Annotated in this window: 14 protein-coding genes and 5 pseudogenes; 15 read left to right on the forward strand and 4 right to left on the reverse strand. The window is 34.3% G+C overall.

Annotated features, from left to right (window positions below):
- Positions 1 to 321: 321 nt before the first annotated feature.
- A pseudogene (locus BWGOE10_RS33375) lies at positions 322 to 531 on the reverse strand (Replicase RepFR55); the annotation flags it as partial.
- A 1-nt stretch (position 532) separates the two neighbouring features.
- On the opposite strand from BWGOE10_RS33375, the pseudogene BWGOE10_RS29885 reads away from it, so the two are divergent.
- From BWGOE10_RS29885 to BWGOE10_RS11545, 15 genes and pseudogenes are all read left to right on the forward strand, one after another.
- Positions 533 to 886: pseudogene (locus BWGOE10_RS29885) on the forward strand (type IV secretion system protein VirB4); the annotation flags it as partial.
- A 4-nt stretch (positions 887 to 890) separates the two neighbouring features.
- Positions 891 to 2,007: pseudogene (locus BWGOE10_RS11485) on the forward strand (lysozyme family protein).
- A gap of 27 nt (positions 2,008 to 2,034) precedes the next feature.
- The gene (locus BWGOE10_RS11490) at positions 2,035 to 2,613 is read left to right on the forward strand and encodes a MerR family transcriptional regulator (protein WP_070142975.1); all 579 of its coding nucleotides are present in this window, start codon (positions 2,035 to 2,037) and stop codon (positions 2,611 to 2,613) included.
- Between the two features lie 22 nt (positions 2,614 to 2,635).
- The gene (locus BWGOE10_RS11495; RefSeq protein WP_070168347.1) at positions 2,636 to 3,532 is read left to right on the forward strand and encodes a hypothetical protein; all 897 of its coding nucleotides are present in this window, start codon (positions 2,636 to 2,638) and stop codon (positions 3,530 to 3,532) included.
- Positions 3,533 to 3,791: 259 nt separating this feature from the next.
- The gene (locus BWGOE10_RS11500; protein WP_070146047.1) at positions 3,792 to 4,052 is read left to right on the forward strand and encodes a hypothetical protein; all 261 of its coding nucleotides are present in this window, start codon (positions 3,792 to 3,794) and stop codon (positions 4,050 to 4,052) included.
- Positions 4,045 to 5,235 (forward strand): MobP2 family relaxase, encoded by a 1,191-nt coding sequence (gene mobP2 / locus BWGOE10_RS11505; RefSeq protein ID WP_070146035.1) that lies wholly within the window; start codon positions 4,045 to 4,047, stop codon positions 5,233 to 5,235. Before BWGOE10_RS11500 ends, mobP2 begins: the two co-directional genes overlap by 8 nt.
- 3 nt (positions 5,236 to 5,238) lie before the next feature.
- Complete coding sequence (locus BWGOE10_RS11510; protein ID WP_002166613.1) at positions 5,239 to 5,682, forward strand: hypothetical protein; 444 nt, start codon at positions 5,239 to 5,241, stop codon at positions 5,680 to 5,682.
- Between the two features lie 42 nt (positions 5,683 to 5,724).
- Positions 5,725 to 6,000: a hypothetical protein gene (locus BWGOE10_RS11515; RefSeq protein ID WP_070146036.1), complete on the forward strand. Its 276-nt coding sequence runs from the start codon at positions 5,725 to 5,727 to the stop codon at positions 5,998 to 6,000.
- Complete coding sequence (locus BWGOE10_RS11520; protein ID WP_070146037.1) at positions 5,993 to 8,503, forward strand: LPD25 domain-containing protein; 2,511 nt, start codon at positions 5,993 to 5,995, stop codon at positions 8,501 to 8,503. Before BWGOE10_RS11515 ends, BWGOE10_RS11520 begins: the two co-directional genes overlap by 8 nt.
- 145 nt (positions 8,504 to 8,648) lie before the next feature.
- Complete coding sequence (locus tag BWGOE10_RS11525) at positions 8,649 to 8,837, forward strand: hypothetical protein (RefSeq protein ID WP_070146038.1); 189 nt, start codon at positions 8,649 to 8,651, stop codon at positions 8,835 to 8,837.
- On the forward strand, positions 8,834 to 8,968 hold the full coding sequence (locus BWGOE10_RS33705) for a hypothetical protein (RefSeq protein WP_257209056.1): 135 nt from the start codon (positions 8,834 to 8,836) through the stop codon (positions 8,966 to 8,968). Before BWGOE10_RS11525 ends, BWGOE10_RS33705 begins: the two co-directional genes overlap by 4 nt.
- Before the next feature lie 15 nt (positions 8,969 to 8,983).
- Positions 8,984 to 11,641, forward strand: a complete 2,658-nt coding sequence (locus BWGOE10_RS11530) for a type IA DNA topoisomerase (RefSeq protein WP_070146039.1) — start codon at positions 8,984 to 8,986, stop codon at positions 11,639 to 11,641.
- Between the two features lie 97 nt (positions 11,642 to 11,738).
- Complete coding sequence (locus BWGOE10_RS11535; protein ID WP_070146040.1) at positions 11,739 to 12,716, forward strand: DUF3991 and TOPRIM domain-containing protein; 978 nt, start codon at positions 11,739 to 11,741, stop codon at positions 12,714 to 12,716.
- Positions 12,709 to 13,371 carry a restriction endonuclease gene (locus BWGOE10_RS11540; RefSeq protein ID WP_070146041.1) on the forward strand — a complete coding sequence of 221 codons (663 nt, stop codon included), beginning with the start codon at positions 12,709 to 12,711 and terminating at the stop codon, positions 13,369 to 13,371. The genes BWGOE10_RS11535 and BWGOE10_RS11540 overlap by 8 nt, the downstream gene beginning before the upstream one ends.
- Before the next feature lie 510 nt (positions 13,372 to 13,881).
- Positions 13,882 to 14,511, forward strand: a complete 630-nt coding sequence (locus BWGOE10_RS11545; RefSeq protein WP_233151955.1) for a DUF6985 domain-containing protein — start codon at positions 13,882 to 13,884, stop codon at positions 14,509 to 14,511.
- A gap of 220 nt (positions 14,512 to 14,731) precedes the next feature.
- Here BWGOE10_RS11545 and BWGOE10_RS29890 read toward each other — a convergent pair.
- The 3 genes and pseudogenes from BWGOE10_RS29890 to BWGOE10_RS29895 form a co-directional block, all read right to left on the reverse strand.
- Positions 14,732 to 14,996, reverse strand: a pseudogene (locus tag BWGOE10_RS29890) (transposase); the annotation flags it as partial.
- A gap of 614 nt (positions 14,997 to 15,610) precedes the next feature.
- Positions 15,611 to 15,877, reverse strand: a complete 267-nt coding sequence (locus BWGOE10_RS11550; protein WP_070146043.1) for a hypothetical protein — start codon at positions 15,875 to 15,877, stop codon at positions 15,611 to 15,613.
- 110 nt (positions 15,878 to 15,987) lie between these two features.
- A pseudogene (locus tag BWGOE10_RS29895) lies at positions 15,988 to 16,212 on the reverse strand (integrase core domain-containing protein); the annotation flags it as partial.
- Positions 16,213 to 16,733: the final 521 nt, after the last annotated feature.

The following is a 16,733-nucleotide window of genomic DNA, read 5'->3' on the forward strand; positions in this document are numbered from 1 at the left end:
AAATTAAAATAAATAAAAACATTAGAATTAATTTTTGATCGTTCATACTTACTGCAGCAAGCTATTGAAGATTTAAGCTTAGTAAATTTCAAAGTTAATCCATTGGTAAATAAATGAATATTCAGTATCTATTAAATGTAATTTCTATAGTAGAGTTACCCGGAAACTGATAACAGTTCACAAAAAACGAGCACGGCTATTGAAGATTTTTGTGTTGAAAAATACTAAGATTCTATAAAACTATAAGAGGACATGATAAATAACCTTGCTGTATATGATTATTTTAAGCAAGGCCAATTGTCATTGGATTTTTAAAAAAATTTAGCTGTTCTCTTCTAAAAAATTAAAGAAAACAAACTTACGATTATTAGTTGCACCCAAAAGCGAGCTTGTCCTTTGGGTATTACGTTTTCTACGTTCTTGATTCTGTTTAGCTTTTTGATTAAACATCTTTATGAAATGTGCAGGATTGCTGATTTCAGCTTTATTAAATTGAAACCATTGCACACATTCTTCAATATCCCATCTTGTTGCGTTACGATCTTTAATCAAATTTAGTCGGGAAGATAGAAAATATTTCGCTGGTCTTTTATATGCAAGTCACAGCATCCGAGACTTTGTACCAGAGGGTTCTTCACAAGCAAGAATTGATGATATCAAAGTACTATTTGAGTTAACACAGTACAAATTTATCATGCAACAAGATAACAATAGTTTAGATATGTTACGAAAAGTATTTGCTGGACAGTTAAGTGAAAGTGAAATTGCAGCGATTCCACATTTGCCAACAGGGGATGTCATTTTAAGTATTGGGGCTGTAAAAAACATTCACTTTCATGTAGAAGTAACGGACGAAGAATTGATGTTATTCGGGGGAGGTGCTTAATACCATGCATCTAGTTTTAAAGATTATACCAAAGAAATGGCTCATCACTTTAGCACTAATTGTGATGGGTCTTTTTTCTTGGAGTCGTGAGTATTTTCATTGCAGCAATGGGGAGCGATAGTGGAACAGACACAGGTGATATTACGTATACAGGTGAAGGGCAAGTCATGAATGTTTCGCCCGAAGTTTTAAAATGGGAGCCAACCATTCGGAAGCATGCGAAAGAGTTTGGTGTGGAACCGTTTGTCGCTTTAATGCTTGCTCAAATGATGCAAGAGAGTGGTGGACGTGGTAGTGATCCGATGCAAAGTTCTGAAGGGGCATTTAATACGAAATATTGTAAATCACCAAACTGTATTACTGATCCAGATTACAGTATTTGGGCAGGTGTACAGGAATTTAAACATGCGATAGAGCGAGCCGGTGTAACGAGTCCAGGGGACATGGATCATATCAAAACAGCACTTCAAGCTTACAATTTTGGAACAGGATTTTTTGACTTTGTTAATTCAAATGGTGGCAAGTATACGAAAGAATTAGCCATAAAGTTCTCACAGGAGCAATACAAAAAAGTAGCTCACACTGGTATGTATCATTGCCTTAGACCAGAAGCTGTACCGTATCAAGCGTGTTATGGCGATATATTGTATGTTGATGCCGTTTTGAAATATTATCAGCCGGGTTCTGTCGTTTCTGGTGGTGGAGGAAATCCAGGAAGTGGTGGAAGTAGTGGTTCAAAAGTTGCCGATGTAGGTCGTCAATGGATAGGACGCTCTACTTATGTATTTGGTGGTGGACGTAACACAAATGACATTGCAAGAGGGATTTTTGATTGTAGTAGTTTTGTGCGCTGGGCATTCGAACAAGTAGGGATGAATGTAAGTCCAATGGGAGCTGTAAGCACAGAAACATTAAATAAAATTGGTACAACAGTATCAGTAAATGATATGAAACCAGGGGACGTTATTTTCTTTGATACCTACAAGCATGACGGACACGTTGGAATTTTAATTGATAAAAATACTTTCATTGGATGCCAAACAAATAAGGGAGTTTCCATTGAAGATTTAAATAATCCGTATTGGAAAAAAGTCTTTTCTGGTCATGTAAGAAGGTTCTAAAAATCGAAAGAATAGGAGACTGTAAGTATGAAAGATAAACGGAAATTTTTGTTTATTGTGTTTGTCATTTTAGTAATAGGCGTGACAGTTTTTAATATCTATTTGAGTAAAAAATCAATGAGTGATGGCAAAGAAAAACAGCTAAAACTTTCAAATGAATTACTAACAAGACAGAATGAAGATTTAAAGAAACGACTGGATAAGGTACTTCCTTCCGCACAAGAACAACAGAGAAGAGCGTATTTATCGACAGCCGAAACGTTTATTCAATTATCCTTTCATCGAGAAAAAGAAGGCTATAATGAGCGGAAAGAAAAAGCAAAATCCATTATGAGTGAAGAACTTTTACAACAATTTTATCCGACTGATAAATACGAATTAGGAGATAACTATAAAACGAAGCCAATAGAAATGAAGTTTTATTTACAAGAAAATGAACCCGATCAAGAGGAAGTAAATGTGTTAGCTGAATTTATAAATGTCACGACGGATTCAACACAAAATCGAGAAGAAAAAGTCAAAAATGTGTTGCGAATCATCATAAAAAAGGAAAAGGAAACATGGCGAGTTACAAGTGTAGAAGAGCTCAATATGAAAGTCTTATAACAAAAAAAGGTGAGGTGAGAGTGTGATAGGTGCAATCAGTAAGAAGAGTGAAAGAATCAATTTGAGAAGAAATAAGTCGTGGATCTACCTAGCAATTATCAGCTTTCTATTTATCGGTTTTTTCGCTTTCTTGACATCTAAAATTTACATGCCGAACGATGAAAAACTATTCCATACGGAAACAAATAAAGTAATCAAGTTGTCGGGGATGGGAAAATTGATTGTAGAGAAAAGGGAGTATAATCCACATAAAAACTTCATAGAAATTCGATTTCGGATAGAAGGATATGAGGAAACTGGCTTTACGTTTAAGGCACAAGAAAAAGGAAAGCCAGGTGTTCAATTACCTGTCAAAGTGTTGTATGAAGAGAACGGGAATTACGTGATAGAAGTCAAAGAATTATCTCCAAATTGGGGAGCTTTAGCTTTAGATATTTACAATAAAAACAGTGAAAAAGAACAAATGGATATTCGGAAGTTTACACAAGATGTTAACGAGTACGAAGAAGAAAATACAAGTACAAAGAGTCCCAATAAACTTGTTCAGACGATTTTTACCGATCAAAGAAAAACAAAAGCAAATGATGAATTGTTAGCTGAAAATAAAAAAACATATGAGTTAGATTTTATAGAAAGAGACAAAAAAGATATTGAAACAAAGATCGAAAATTATGGGAAAGCAATCAAGCTTGAAGAAGAAAATGGGAAGACAGTTTTTGAGAAAGTGAAAGAACTGAAAGATGAAATGAAGTACCAAACCGAAGCGGAAAAAACGGAAACGCAATCGAAAATAGCATCTCTAGAATCCAAAATAAAATCATCAGAAAAGAACATTGAATTGTTTAAAGGAGAACAAAAAATTGCACGAGATAAGATCAAAAAATTAGAGCAAAAGGCACAAGAAATTAATAAAAACTGAAAAAAGACATAGGGACATGATGGAGACATTGAGGGAAAGCAAGGGGACACGGACGGGACATTTAGAAAAAATAACGGGACGTGATGGAGACATTAACAAAAAATATGGGGACGTAACGGGGACATTCAACCTCTTTCCTTGCCCCCATCGTTTTGCTAGGCTCCGCCTAGCCCCACACCCTCGGTGGGGGCAAAAACCCCTTATGCTCTTCTCACTATTTTTTGATCTCTACCCACAATTGCAGAAAGGAGAGGGAAAAGTGGAAATTAGAATTAGAGAAGTAGATCCAATTGCCGTAAAGAAACTAGATGAAATTGCAAAGAGGAAAGGATTATCCAGGCAGAAATTTTTGAAAGACCAAATTGAAATGCTGGCATTTTTTCAGCAACAAAATAAAAGAGAAATGGAATTAGAAAATATCATCCAAAAGAACATCCATATGATGAATGATTGTTATACCGAAATGAAGAAAATGAATGAGTTTATACAACTCATGACACAGGATGATGAAAATGAGTAATGCCGTTCCTGTTCACTCTTCAGTCACGCCAGGTGTTGTTTTAAAAACAAAATTTGTATTGCCGAGTTCGCATGCCTTTCAGAACTATATTGAGTATGTAGACCGAGAAGAAGCACAAAGTGAAGTGAAACTGAATCCGAAAATGTTTGAAACGTATCAAGAATATATGGGGAATCCAGAAAAGACATCGGCGCTGTTTACGGAACACGCAAATCGTTTATCAGAAAGTGAGAAAAAATCCTTAAAGGAAATGTTTAAAACCGCTCATGAAAATGGAAGTATTATGTGGCAAGATGTCATTTCTTTTCATAATCCTTGGCTAGAGGAACAAGGCATTTATGATGAGAAAACAAAAATATTAGATGAAAAAAAGTTAATGGATGTGACACGGCTTGCGATGAAGGAAATGCAGAAAAGGGAGGGGTTAGAAAAAAGTTCTACTTGGTCGGCAGCCATTCATTTTAATACGGATAACATTCATATTCATGTGGCAACTGTTGAACCATTTCCAACGAGAGAGCGTGGCAAAAGAAAACCCAAAACATTGGATGCGATGAGGGGAAAAGTCGTAAACAATTTGTTAGATCGTAAGCAGGAACAAAAACAAATTAATGATTTGATTCGAAATAATATGGTGGGAAGTAAAAAAGAGGATTCCGTTTTTGATTGGCGTAATCAACATTTGAAACCATTGTTTTTACAAATCTATAAACAGTTACCAAGTGATAAAAGACAGTGGCAATATAGCTACAATACAATTCAGCCATTGAAGACGGAAATTGATGAATTAAGCAGGAGATATATTCAACATCATCATAAAAAAGATTACGATCAGTTTCTTCAAAAGTTAGATAAAGAAGTGCAAGTTTTTAAAGAAGCATATGGAGAAGGAAAATATGATAAGAAGCAATATGAAAATTATAAGACGAATAAAATTAATGACCTATATAAAAGAATGGGGAACGCTTTTTTACAAGAAATGAAGGCATACGATAAAGAACAAAAGAGAATCCATCACATGAAAAAATCAAAGCCGTTTCAAAAATTTCAACAGAATGTATCTATACAGTATTCCATGAAGAAAGTGGAGCGTGCTTTTAAAAGTGAATATGAAAGTTGGAAAAACCAAAAGTATTATGAGCGGATGCAAAGGGAAAATGCATATGAAAACGAAAGGGGTTAGATTATGGGGAATGAAAAGGTACGAATGAAGTTATCATTGAGTGAAAACGTCCATCATTATGTTCAAGAGTATATGGAGGAAAATAATATTACACATCCTGGTGATGCCATATCTAAAATTTGTATGGAACATCAAGCATCAAAAAATACAGAATGGTCATTGAATTATATTTCAGAGGTTGTTTCTAAAAACCTTCATGACATATTAAAAAGTGAGCTAACAAAAATTCGTCTTGGTGCAAATAGTGCGGATAGAAATACACAAGTTTTAATTGAATTAATGAATGGATACTTTTTTGCCAATGACTTAGATTTAGAGAGTATTATTACTACGGATAAAATAGAAGTCGGTGGCGTGAAAATGGCAAAGGAAGTCGTAGCGGAACGGATTAGTCATGCGAGACAAAAACGTATAGATCATGAGGCATCAAAGAACAATGTAACGTAAGCTACATTGTTTCTTTTTATAAAAAAATAGGAGGTTAGTAGGATGTTGTTATTTCATGAAGATATTGCATTAGGAGTTATTAAAGCAATTGGAGAAGGTGAACTTGTTTTACTTGTAAAAGAGGAAGAGCTAACAATCAAAATTACACGAGAACAAGAGGAAGAACTTGCAGTTCATGTTATGAATCAAGAGAATATGTTAGTTCCGGTTAACGTAAAAACACATGCGCTTTTCTTTGATACAAATGAAAGATGGAATGAAGAAGACATGGAGGAATTGCAAAGAGCTAGCGAAAGAGTAGGAGAAGATCATGAGTAGAAATTATAAGAAAAAGTATCAAACAAAATCACCGGAAGAAAAGAAAGAAGCGGTGCAAGCTTTAACAAAAAAGATGGAAAAAAGCATAGAAGGCTATTTTCGTACACCGGGAGACTTAAAAGATTATTTATCGTTTATGGCAAAGTTTTATCACTATTCACCATCTAATATTTCATTAATACAGAGTCAATTTGAAGGAGCCAGGGCAGTAGGTTCCTTTTCTTTTTGGAAAGAAAAAGGGTTTGCGGTTAAGAAGGGTGAGAAAGGAATCCAGATCCTTGTTCCAAACAGAACTATAGCTAAATTTAAAGACAAACAAGGCACTTGGAAAACAGTAACTAAAGCAAATGAGGAAGAGAAAAAACAAATTGAATCTAAAAGCGTAGAAGTGAAACCTGGTCGTTTATATTTTGCTGTTGGCCATGTGTTTGATGTGTCTCAAACAAGCGCAACAGCAAAAGATCTACCTCGTATTTTTCCGAATCGTTGGCTAGAAGGAAGCGTTACAGATTATAAGAGTTTGTACAAAGGAATGGAAGCCATTGCGGAAAAAAACGGTGTGAAAATCATTGCACCAAAATCAGAACTGGGCGTCGCAAAAGGTGTGAGCTATACCTTAACAAAAGAGGTCGCTTTGAATCCACGAAACAGTGAATTACAAAATGTAAAAACTCTTCTTCATGAATTGGCACACGCTAAACTTCATACAGCAGAGACGCATATGAATTACACAGCACCAGAAAAAGAGTTTCAAGCAGAAATGACCGCTTATGCCGTTTCTTCTTATTTTGGGATTGATACAAGTGAATATTCGTTAGGATATTTGGCGAGCTGGACACAAGGAAAAGAAATGAAAGATAAAACGAAGTTGTTGAAAGAAGTACATGAAACTTCCATTGAATTTATTGAGACAATTGAAAACAAATTAGAAAAGGAAAAAGAAAAAACAAAAGAAAAAGAGGTGGAAGGTATGGCAAATAAAAATGAAAAACAGGATGAAAAAAATATCTTATTGGTGGAATACATGAGTTTAAGTAATACGACACAAGAGCTTGTTTCTGTTGCAGAGTTAAGGGAGCAAGTAGATAGAAATCGAGTGTTTGAGCCTGTAGAAGGTGGAGAAAAATTGAGTGATAAAGAATTTATAGATGCGTTTAACGAGGCAAATCAAGAAAAGTATGCAGCACTAAATCAGAATGACATTACTCGTCCAACTATGTTAATTCAATGGAGTGAAAATGGGAATTTTACAAGTAATCAATTGATCCCATTTGGAGAAGCCAATGAAAAAATGTCTGAAGTCATTTCAAATATTGAAAAAGCAAAAGAGGAAGCAAGAGAAAGAGATGAATATGTACCATATGATAAAACTCGTTACCATATCGCCATTCCTAAAGAAGTAGATAGGGATTTTGGGAGAATGGAGCTTGTGAGTATGGATCGTTTGGATATGGGAGATGGAGACTACAAGACTCCGTATGAACAAGTATTAAACGAGAAAAGGTATCTATCAGATGAAGTGAAGCAAGCGTTACGAGATGAGGTGGTGAATCATAGAAATAACAAAGAAATACCGCTGGAAAAAGCACAGGAAAATACATTAGAAAGATTGAAAGAAACACCCAACCACTTAGTTACAATTGAAGTATTAGCAAACGGTATACAAGATGAAGAACTGGCAAGAATCCACATGATGGATGCTGTTACGAAAGATATAAATTATTTGTCTGTATGGAATCAAGATAAAACAGATAGGGACGATTTATATGTTTCTCTAATGGAAAAGAACGGGAAACGAGAAAATGTCTATTTAGATAACATTTTGAAACCAGATTTATATGAAAAGGTTCAAAGTTCTATCTTTGATGGGAGAGGAAACTTGTCATTTGTTGTTTATGAAAAGGATGCAAATATGAGTCTAGATGAAATTGTAAAAGATGAACGATATGGAATCTTAGTTGATAAAGCGGAAGAACAAAAAGATCCCTCATTTAATGAAAAAGAAGTGGAATTGTATAAAGAGATGAAGAAGGAAGGATATGCACCTATTGCTTCTTTAGATCAACAAATTCAACCTTCAAAAGAAAAAGAGTCAGCTACTCTAGATAAGGATTTAAGCCGGAAATACGAAGCATACAGACGTTCACAATATGAAGAAACACCAGATAATATTGATAGTATTGTCACTCGTGTAAAAGCTGAAGAGCGATATTATACAACAAAGTATGTTTCGATTGATAATGAGTTGGTAAGCCAGGAACACGTAGTGAAATTAGAAAACCAGGTGGATGAGAAGCTTGGGAAAGAAGGAATAACGGTGAATCAGTCTACAACTTCAAAGGAAATGAATATGGATAAAAAATATCAGCCATTGAATGATAAGCAAAATCAAAACAATAATAAAGGAATAGAACGTGAGCCTATTGCACAAGGTCATGTAGAGCAGGCGAAGGCTACAAAGAAATCAAGTAGAAAAAAAGAAACAAAGGAAATGGAACGATGAAAAATTTTATAACAGGAAAATCAGATTGAATCATTTTTTGTTACTCATTTGAGAAAACGGAAAGTGATTTTTTTATGTCTAGAAATGAAAGAGGGTACATGTAAAGCCCTCTTTCTTGTTTTGAGAACGAAAGGAGTGAAAGGGAATGGGAAACATTGTAGAAATTGTAGACATTGATTACAAGGGTGTTTGGGCAGAAAAAGGAGATTCAAAAGAGCTTATTTTTATTTCGTTATCTACCGAAGAAATTCAAGCCGTTCGTGAAATGCCGTCGGAACAAAAACAATTATATGTGTTCTTACAGAAGCAACTAGAATGGAAGGTTATGTCATGAATGTATGGCTGTTTGCAGGCTGTATGTTCCTTGTAGCAGTCTTTTTAAACACGTTGTTATTATTCGGTCACAGAATGATAAAAAGGTGGAGAAATAAGAAATGGAATCGTGAAAATGAAATTGCAGATTAATAGGAGGTACTACTTATGGGAAAAACATTGTTTATTGCAGAGAAGCCGAAGGTAGCTGTTGAATTATTAAAATCACCTAGATTTAGAAACTCGCAAAAATATCCAGGAAGTAAGCCATATTATGGCTACTATGAAAATGAAAATTACATTATTAGTTGGTGCCGAGGGCACTTATTAGAACTAAAACATCCAGAGGAGATGGACGAGAGATACAAAGAATTTAAATTCGAACATTTACCAATTATTTTGGAGCCGGAATATAAAGTGAAATCGGATAGTCTCGAGCAGGTTCAAATATTGGTTAAGTTATTAAATCGCCCCGATGTAGACCATGTGGTCAACTCCTGTGATGCAGATAAAGAGGGTGAGCTTATCTATCGAGAGATATATCAACATGCAGGTGTGAACAAGCGAGAATCCCGCCTTTTTATCTCTTCTTATGAAGCCGCAGAGTTAGAGGGAGCATTGAACCGATTAGAACCAGGAGCAGACTATGACGGGCTTGCTCAATCCGCCAAAGCAAGGCAATACCTAGATTATATTCTAGGAATTAATGTTACGAGGGGCTGTACATCAAAACTAGCAAGAAACCAATTCTTATTGGCTTCCGGTCGTGTTCAAATGTGTATCTTGAATGAAATCCGTCAAAGAGAAATTGCAATTCAAAACTATAAAGAACAAACCTACTATAATTTAAAGCTATTAACGGAAAATGGTTTATCACCGGTGATAAAAACAGAAGAACAACTTATAGATCCATCCCCACTCCAAAAACTTGGAGATAGTTTGAAAGAATCAAATGTAATCGTAACGGAATTTAAAGAAAGTACGAGAAAAAAGAAACCGAAATTATTATATAACTTAACAGATATCTACAAAGATGCTCACGCCAAGCTGAAAATAAATGCAGAAACAGCAAAAAAACATATTCAGAGTTTGTATGACGAAGGCTTTATCACGTACCCTCGTTCTTCATCCAGGCACTTACCTACCGAACAAGTGGAACGAGTAAAAGAAGTAATGGGAGCATTAGAAAAGAGCTCCTATACAAATTTAGTACAACAAGTAGATCCATCTTCTATTACGAAAAAACATACGACTTTTAATGATGAGTTAGTAAGTAGTCATTTTGCAATCATCCCAACAACAAAATCATATGTCGGGACCAACCGAAATCCATTAGAAAAACAGTTATATGATTTAATTGTAAAACGATTTATCGGGAACTTTATGAAACCAGCAATCTATCTGGTAAGAGAAGTACACTTTATAGATCAAGAGGGCAACACATATAGTACAAAAGAAAAGATCCTACAAGAGAAAGGGTTTCTACGTGTTTTTCAAGAGGATATAGAAGAGGGATCAGTTGAGGCATTTCAAATCCCCGTTTTACAGGAGGGAGATTCTTTCAGAATCGTTCAATATGACTTGATTGAGTCACGAACAAAGAAACCAGCCTTTCATACGGAAAGTTCCATTTTAACCTTTATGGAGACGGCAGGGCGTAAATTGGATGATGAACATTTGAAAGAACTCATGAAAGGAAAACGGATTGGGACAGTCGCAACAGAAGAAACATTTATCCCGAAACTGTTAGAGCGGAGCTATATTGATGTTACCAACAATCAGATTCAAACCACTCATATTGGTCGTGCGTTTATAGATGCTTTTCCGGTAGATGAAATCAAAAATCCATCTTATACGGCTGAAATGGAAGGGATGATCTACATGATCGAAAAAAAAGAAGTGAAATATGAGGAATTTGTAGAGAAGACAAACGCGTTTGTAAAGGATACGGTAGAACAATTAGGCGCAATGGATGATAAGGTGTCCGATAGCATCATTAATACCTGGAATCAGCAGATTGAGGTGTGCAAATGCCCTTGTAGAAAAGGAAAAATCCTTCATAAAGGTAATTTTTATGGGTGCAGTAATTATCCAGAATGTGAAATTTCTCTACCAAAGAAAATCAAAGAAAAAGCGATTCCGGAGGCACAAGCGAAAAAGCTGTTTGAGGATAGGAAAACAGACCTTTTAAAAGGATTTAAGTCCAATGAGAAAGAGTTTTCCGCTTATCTAGTGTTACATGAAGGAAATATCAAATTTCAGTTCCCAACACAAGAGGAGCTGTCATTTGGTAAATGCCCAAAATGTAAAAAAGGTGAGATCCTTCATCGTAAAACGTTTTATGGATGCACGGAGCATAAAAACGGATGTGATTTTATGTTACCAGCAAAGATGAAAGGGAAAGCAATCCCTGGTAATCAAATGAAAAAGTTGATTCAGTATAAAACAACAGATTTTATAAATGGCTTTGAAGGGGAAAAGGGAGAATTTACGGCAGCTATCTATATGGAAGCGGACGGAAGTTTGAAATTCCGTTTTCCAACGACTGAAGATCGTACAATTGGCAAATGTCCATTATGTAAGAGTAGAGTTCTTGTAGGAAAAAGTAACTACTTATGTGAGAAATACAAAAAAGGCTGTGACTTCATTATTTTTGGTACATTCTCTGGTAAAAATCTAAGTAGTAACCATGTGAAAAAGTTATTAGAAAAGAATGTGACAGATCAGATTAAAGGGTTTATCTCGAATAAAAACGGGAAGAAATTTGACGCTCGTTTATCATACAGCGTACAGGAGAAGCGATTAAAATTCTTATTCGGCAAATAAAAATGAAATGTATCAACTATAAGTAGCAAAAGAGGACTAGGAAACGGAATAGTCCTCTTTTTTATTTCATTTTATAGAGTAAAGGGGGGATTCCGTAATGGCACATGTCAGTACGGAGGATGCGATGAAAGCAAGAAACATTGACTTGATTTCATATCTGGAAGCAAAGGGAGAAACGTTTAAGAAAGAAGGAAACTATTACCGTCATACAGAGCATGACAGTCTCATTATTAAAGGGAATCAATACGCCTGGAATAGTCGAGGGGAGAAGGGATATGGAGCGATTAGCTTTGCGATGATGTACTATGAAATGACATTTCCACAAGCCGTATTAGATATAAATAAAGGGGATTACAAAGAGTTTGATCGCTCAAAAGCTGAAGAAGAACGCAAAAAAGAACAGCAGCCCTTCATCTATCCCAAACACTTAGAAGTAAATAAGCAAACAGAGATTAAAGAATATCTAATTCATGAACGGAAAATAGATCCTCGCTTGGTGAACTGGCTGATTAAAAAGGATCTCATCGCCCAGGATAAGAAAAATAATGTGGTGTTCAAATGGAGGGAAGAAGGAGGCAAAGGGCAAGTCATTGGAATGAACCGTCAAGGTACAGTCAAAATGGAGAATAAAAGGGGAAGCTTTAAGCAAATTGTCCCGAATTATGAAAAAATCAATGCCGGTTTTACGGTTGATGTGGGTAAGCCGGATAAAATCTACTTTTATGAAGATCCAATCGACATGTTATCCCATTGGAGTATCAAGCAAAATAAAATACAAAACGCTCGCCTGGTTTCTATGCATGGATTGAAGTCAAAAACGGTGATTCAATCTTTAATGGATGCGAAAAAAGAAGGGCACGATATTAAAGTGGTCATCATGGCAGTAGATAATGATAAGGCTGGGAAAGACTTCATTCAGACGATGAAATGCTTTGTAGATCTTAAAGAGGACATTCCAACGCATGAAAAGGATTGGAACGATGTCCGGAAGAAACAAGTGAGTGAACAACAGCCAAAAGAAACAGTGCAACCAAAGAAAATGAAACCAATTAAAGAGGTGGAGAGAAGTGTCTAATCTACCCAAAATGCCAAACATAATACAGATTTTGATTTATGGTTTTATCCTTTATGTTCTTTTTCGTATTTTTAAATTTATGTACCGGAAGATCCAGGAGCGAAGAATATTAAAGCGAATGGCTAAGTCCGGTATTCGCTATATAGACAAAATGGACGGACATCAATTCGAAGTATACCTAAAAGCTCTCTTTCGAGAGTTGGGTTATTCTCCAACAGTTACAAAGCAGTCAAATGATTTCGGAGCGGATCTGGTATTAAAGGGGAAAAATCGTATTGTAATCCAGGCGAAACGCTACGGGATGAAAAATAGAGTCGGCATCAGTGCCGTACAAGAGATATATGCAGCGCAAGCTTATTACAAAGCACATGAAGGATGGGTTGTAACGAACAGTGTATATACAAGACAAGCAAAGGAATTAGCGGAGGCATGCCATGTAAAACTAATAGATCGTGTAGAACTTCAGAAATTGATTAATAAAATTAATCCCGAATATTCGGCTGAAGATGTATATCAAGGAGTAAAACCTGAAGAACGGAAATGCCCAACATGTAAAAATCATTTAGTCGTTCGAAATTCGAATAAAACAGGAAATAAGTTTTTTGGCTGTTCTCAATATCCTACATGTACACATACAGAACCAATAAATACATGAGCTGAGATGAAAATCCAGCTCTTTTGTTATTTTTAGGAATTAATTATAAAAATCATACTCTCATCAAAAAACGACTTCTCAGATTCCGTTATAACAAATGTTTATTTAGTAGTGAATGACATAAGACCTAAACAACAAGAAATGTGTTAAAAGCGAAAATAAACGGTTTAAAGCGAGTTAAGGATGTTATTAAGAATTTTTTATAAAATATCTGAAAAATGTGGATTTGAAATAAAGTTTAATCGTTTATAACAAAGTTTAACCGTTTTGAAAAAAGATTAACTGTTTATAAAAAAATTGCACCGTTTTACCCTTAGGATTTAGTATTTAAAGAGGGGTTATTTATTTTTGATAGGTTTTATAAGGATTACAGCTATTTTTCAAGACTAAAAATTACTTTCTATTTTGTATATTAATTGCAATTATACTGCGCCCTCCGCTATGCTTAGGTTGTGACATAATAAGAGGACGTTAATTATGAATAACAAAATTTTTAGGTAGGTGTGAATAGTGTTATATAGAGTGGATAATTTCAACTTTTCCGGAAAATACAACTGTTGGGGTGGATCTATAAACGTAAATTGTTCCGTTTCGTTTTTTGAACAAAAAAAAATTGAGATAGAGGGGGATTTAGAAAGTAACCAACCTTTAACAAAAGAAGCTTATAATACGCTATGTTATTTAAAGGCACACTTTGATATTGTTTATGAAAATATACTAAAGGGTCTATTTGAATTGCAATTTAAAGATTTAATGAGATACGAGATATATAATGAAAATGACGACTCCTTTAGTCCTATTACTTTTAATAGTATGGAAGAAATCCACCCTTATATAGGAACTCCTACATTTGAGATTTTACCTGATTATACGAAGGACAACTATGCTTATTTTACAATTTCATTTAATAAAGGTTGCTTGCTATCTATTGAACATGGTCTTACAGCTTTATTTTTTAAAAATGATATGATTCATATTCAGCCTTCTGATTCATATTGTATGCTTCAAATGCTTATGGGTTACGAGGAAGACTGTGCAAAGTGGCAAAAAGATTTTTGGTTAGTATGTTTTGAACTAGCTAAGAACAATTTATTTAACGATAGAGAATTGGTTAGAGATAATTGGTTGAAAAGTAAATAACCCTCTTAGTTTTTAAACAGAAATCTTGAAAACAAAACTGATGATAGTATAAATTCATGGACACATCTAAATGAGTTCCTTTTCTTTCTACTAAAATTAACGTTTGTAGCATCTTTTTAATCAATCTTTATTTCAAACCAACAAATATTCACTGAAAGGATGATAGGTTTTATTTTCTATTATGTCCTCTTGTTGATTTAAAAGAAAGTTACGATGAGTTATACGCTGATTCGGTTGGTACAATTGTATACGCAAGCACTTCTTTTAAACCATCTTCACAAATGCCAACAGCGATGTATACAGCTTTCGTCATATTTGAAATGGTTTGAGGCGTGTAGTGATGGCCGTACATTTTCTCAATTAAATGTGCGATTTTCGTCATTGTAATTCCTTTTTGAAACAGATGGATAACGGTTGCCTTCTAACGTATCATTTGAGCGCTGGTAAGGTGCCACCGTCTGTTGTTTAAATTCACCGTTACGGTCACTTATAAAAAGTCTCTTCCTTTTTTCTAACACGTAACCATTGATACCTTATCGACACCAAAACCTGCTGTTATTATCTAATTTTGAGAAAAAGACCTTTATTTAAAAATAAAACAATGTTATTTTGATGGCGGATTTCAAATTAAAATGCATTTTTATCAAAATAAGGTACTAAGAAGCTATATAGAAAAATAGATAGCAAGCAAAAAGGCAATACTACCTACCAAAAAAATAAAAGATATGGAACCAACTTTAATTGCTTCTTTTTTCATGAAATATCTTTCATCATTTGTAGTCAAGGTAAAATAAGAAGCTAAAAACCAAAATAAACAGGTAACTAATACTACAAAACTAGCAATCATTATAAAAAAAGCTCATATTATCAAATTAAGCACTTTATTTCCTCCATCCTTATAAACTATAAAATATGTTCGGGTATGTAGTGAGGTATTGTACTGTACTGTTTAATTAACTAAGAATTTTAAGTGAAATAGATAACTCTTTTATTTTACGCTGTCGAATATACTCTATCCAAAACGATAACACGTTACTACCTCTTTTCATGATTCTTATTAATTAATAACTAGTTGTCTTCTCTTTATATACACTTGATACTACTCTTTATCTAAGTTAATTTTCTTATTTTTAGTTTCTCGATTCTTTTTCAGTTTTTTAATAAAATGACGAACCCATAATACCGTAAGAGCTACATACCCTAATATTGCTGTTGGATTGATAATATACGCCTTTATAAACTCATGCGTTTTTGGAAATTCATCATAGTCTTCTAATAAAATAACGTGCATCATAATCCACATAGACGTGTTAAATAAAAAGCCACAAAGTAATCTAATGTTATACTCGTCTTTTCTATCTTCCATTATAATTCACTACTTTCTATTAGATAATTTAAATGAAATAGTTTAAATATACCATAAATAATAAAAACACTTGGATTTGAGTCAATATCTTGGACACAAAAAAGTTAAGTCTATGCTACTTCTCTAGATCTTCTATTGCTTGGGGTGCTACTATGAATTCTCTTGCGGTTATACCATCCCTCGATGTATTGAAATAGTGCTAAGTTTGCTTGTTCAAATGTGACATATTTTGTACGATATACTTCTTCTTTCTTTAAAGTGGCATGAAACGATTCCATACAAGCATTATCATATGGACACCCTTTTTTGCTGAAAGAGGGTTTGATTTTATAATTCGTCTGAATTTGAAATAGAGTCACGATGTTTGTAAGAAAGACGCAAAGTTTTGAATAAAGTTGCGATGCTTTATCTCTTCAATCAAAGAATTCTAAATGGGTTTTGATCAAACTTTTTTATAAAACTGAAAGTTCATTTGAAAAGAAAAGGATTCAGTTTGATTAAACTTTATTCAAACTGAATCCTTTTAATTTACTATAAAATACGTGTTTATAAGATGCTTTTAATCAAACTTTATTTCAAAGCAACAAAAAAAACAACAAATAACCTTGTAGGGTTGTTTGTTTTGCTATAAAATAGCCTTACAAGGTTATTTTATAGAGATAAGGAGTGAGAATATTGGAGAATACAGTAAAAGAAATCATTGATGATTTAGAGTATCTGTTCAGGAATGGAGAAATTGGCATGGAAGTAAGTAATCCGACTTACTATCAGAGGTTTGCAAAGTATTGAATGCAACAGAAATGCGCTATGATTTACACATTCATGAATATGATGAGGATTCCCTGGTTGTTAAATT

This window comes from Bacillus mycoides, from assembly GCF_001757995.1.
GTDB lineage: Bacteria > Bacillota > Bacilli > Bacillales > Bacillaceae_G > Bacillus_A > Bacillus_A mycoides_B.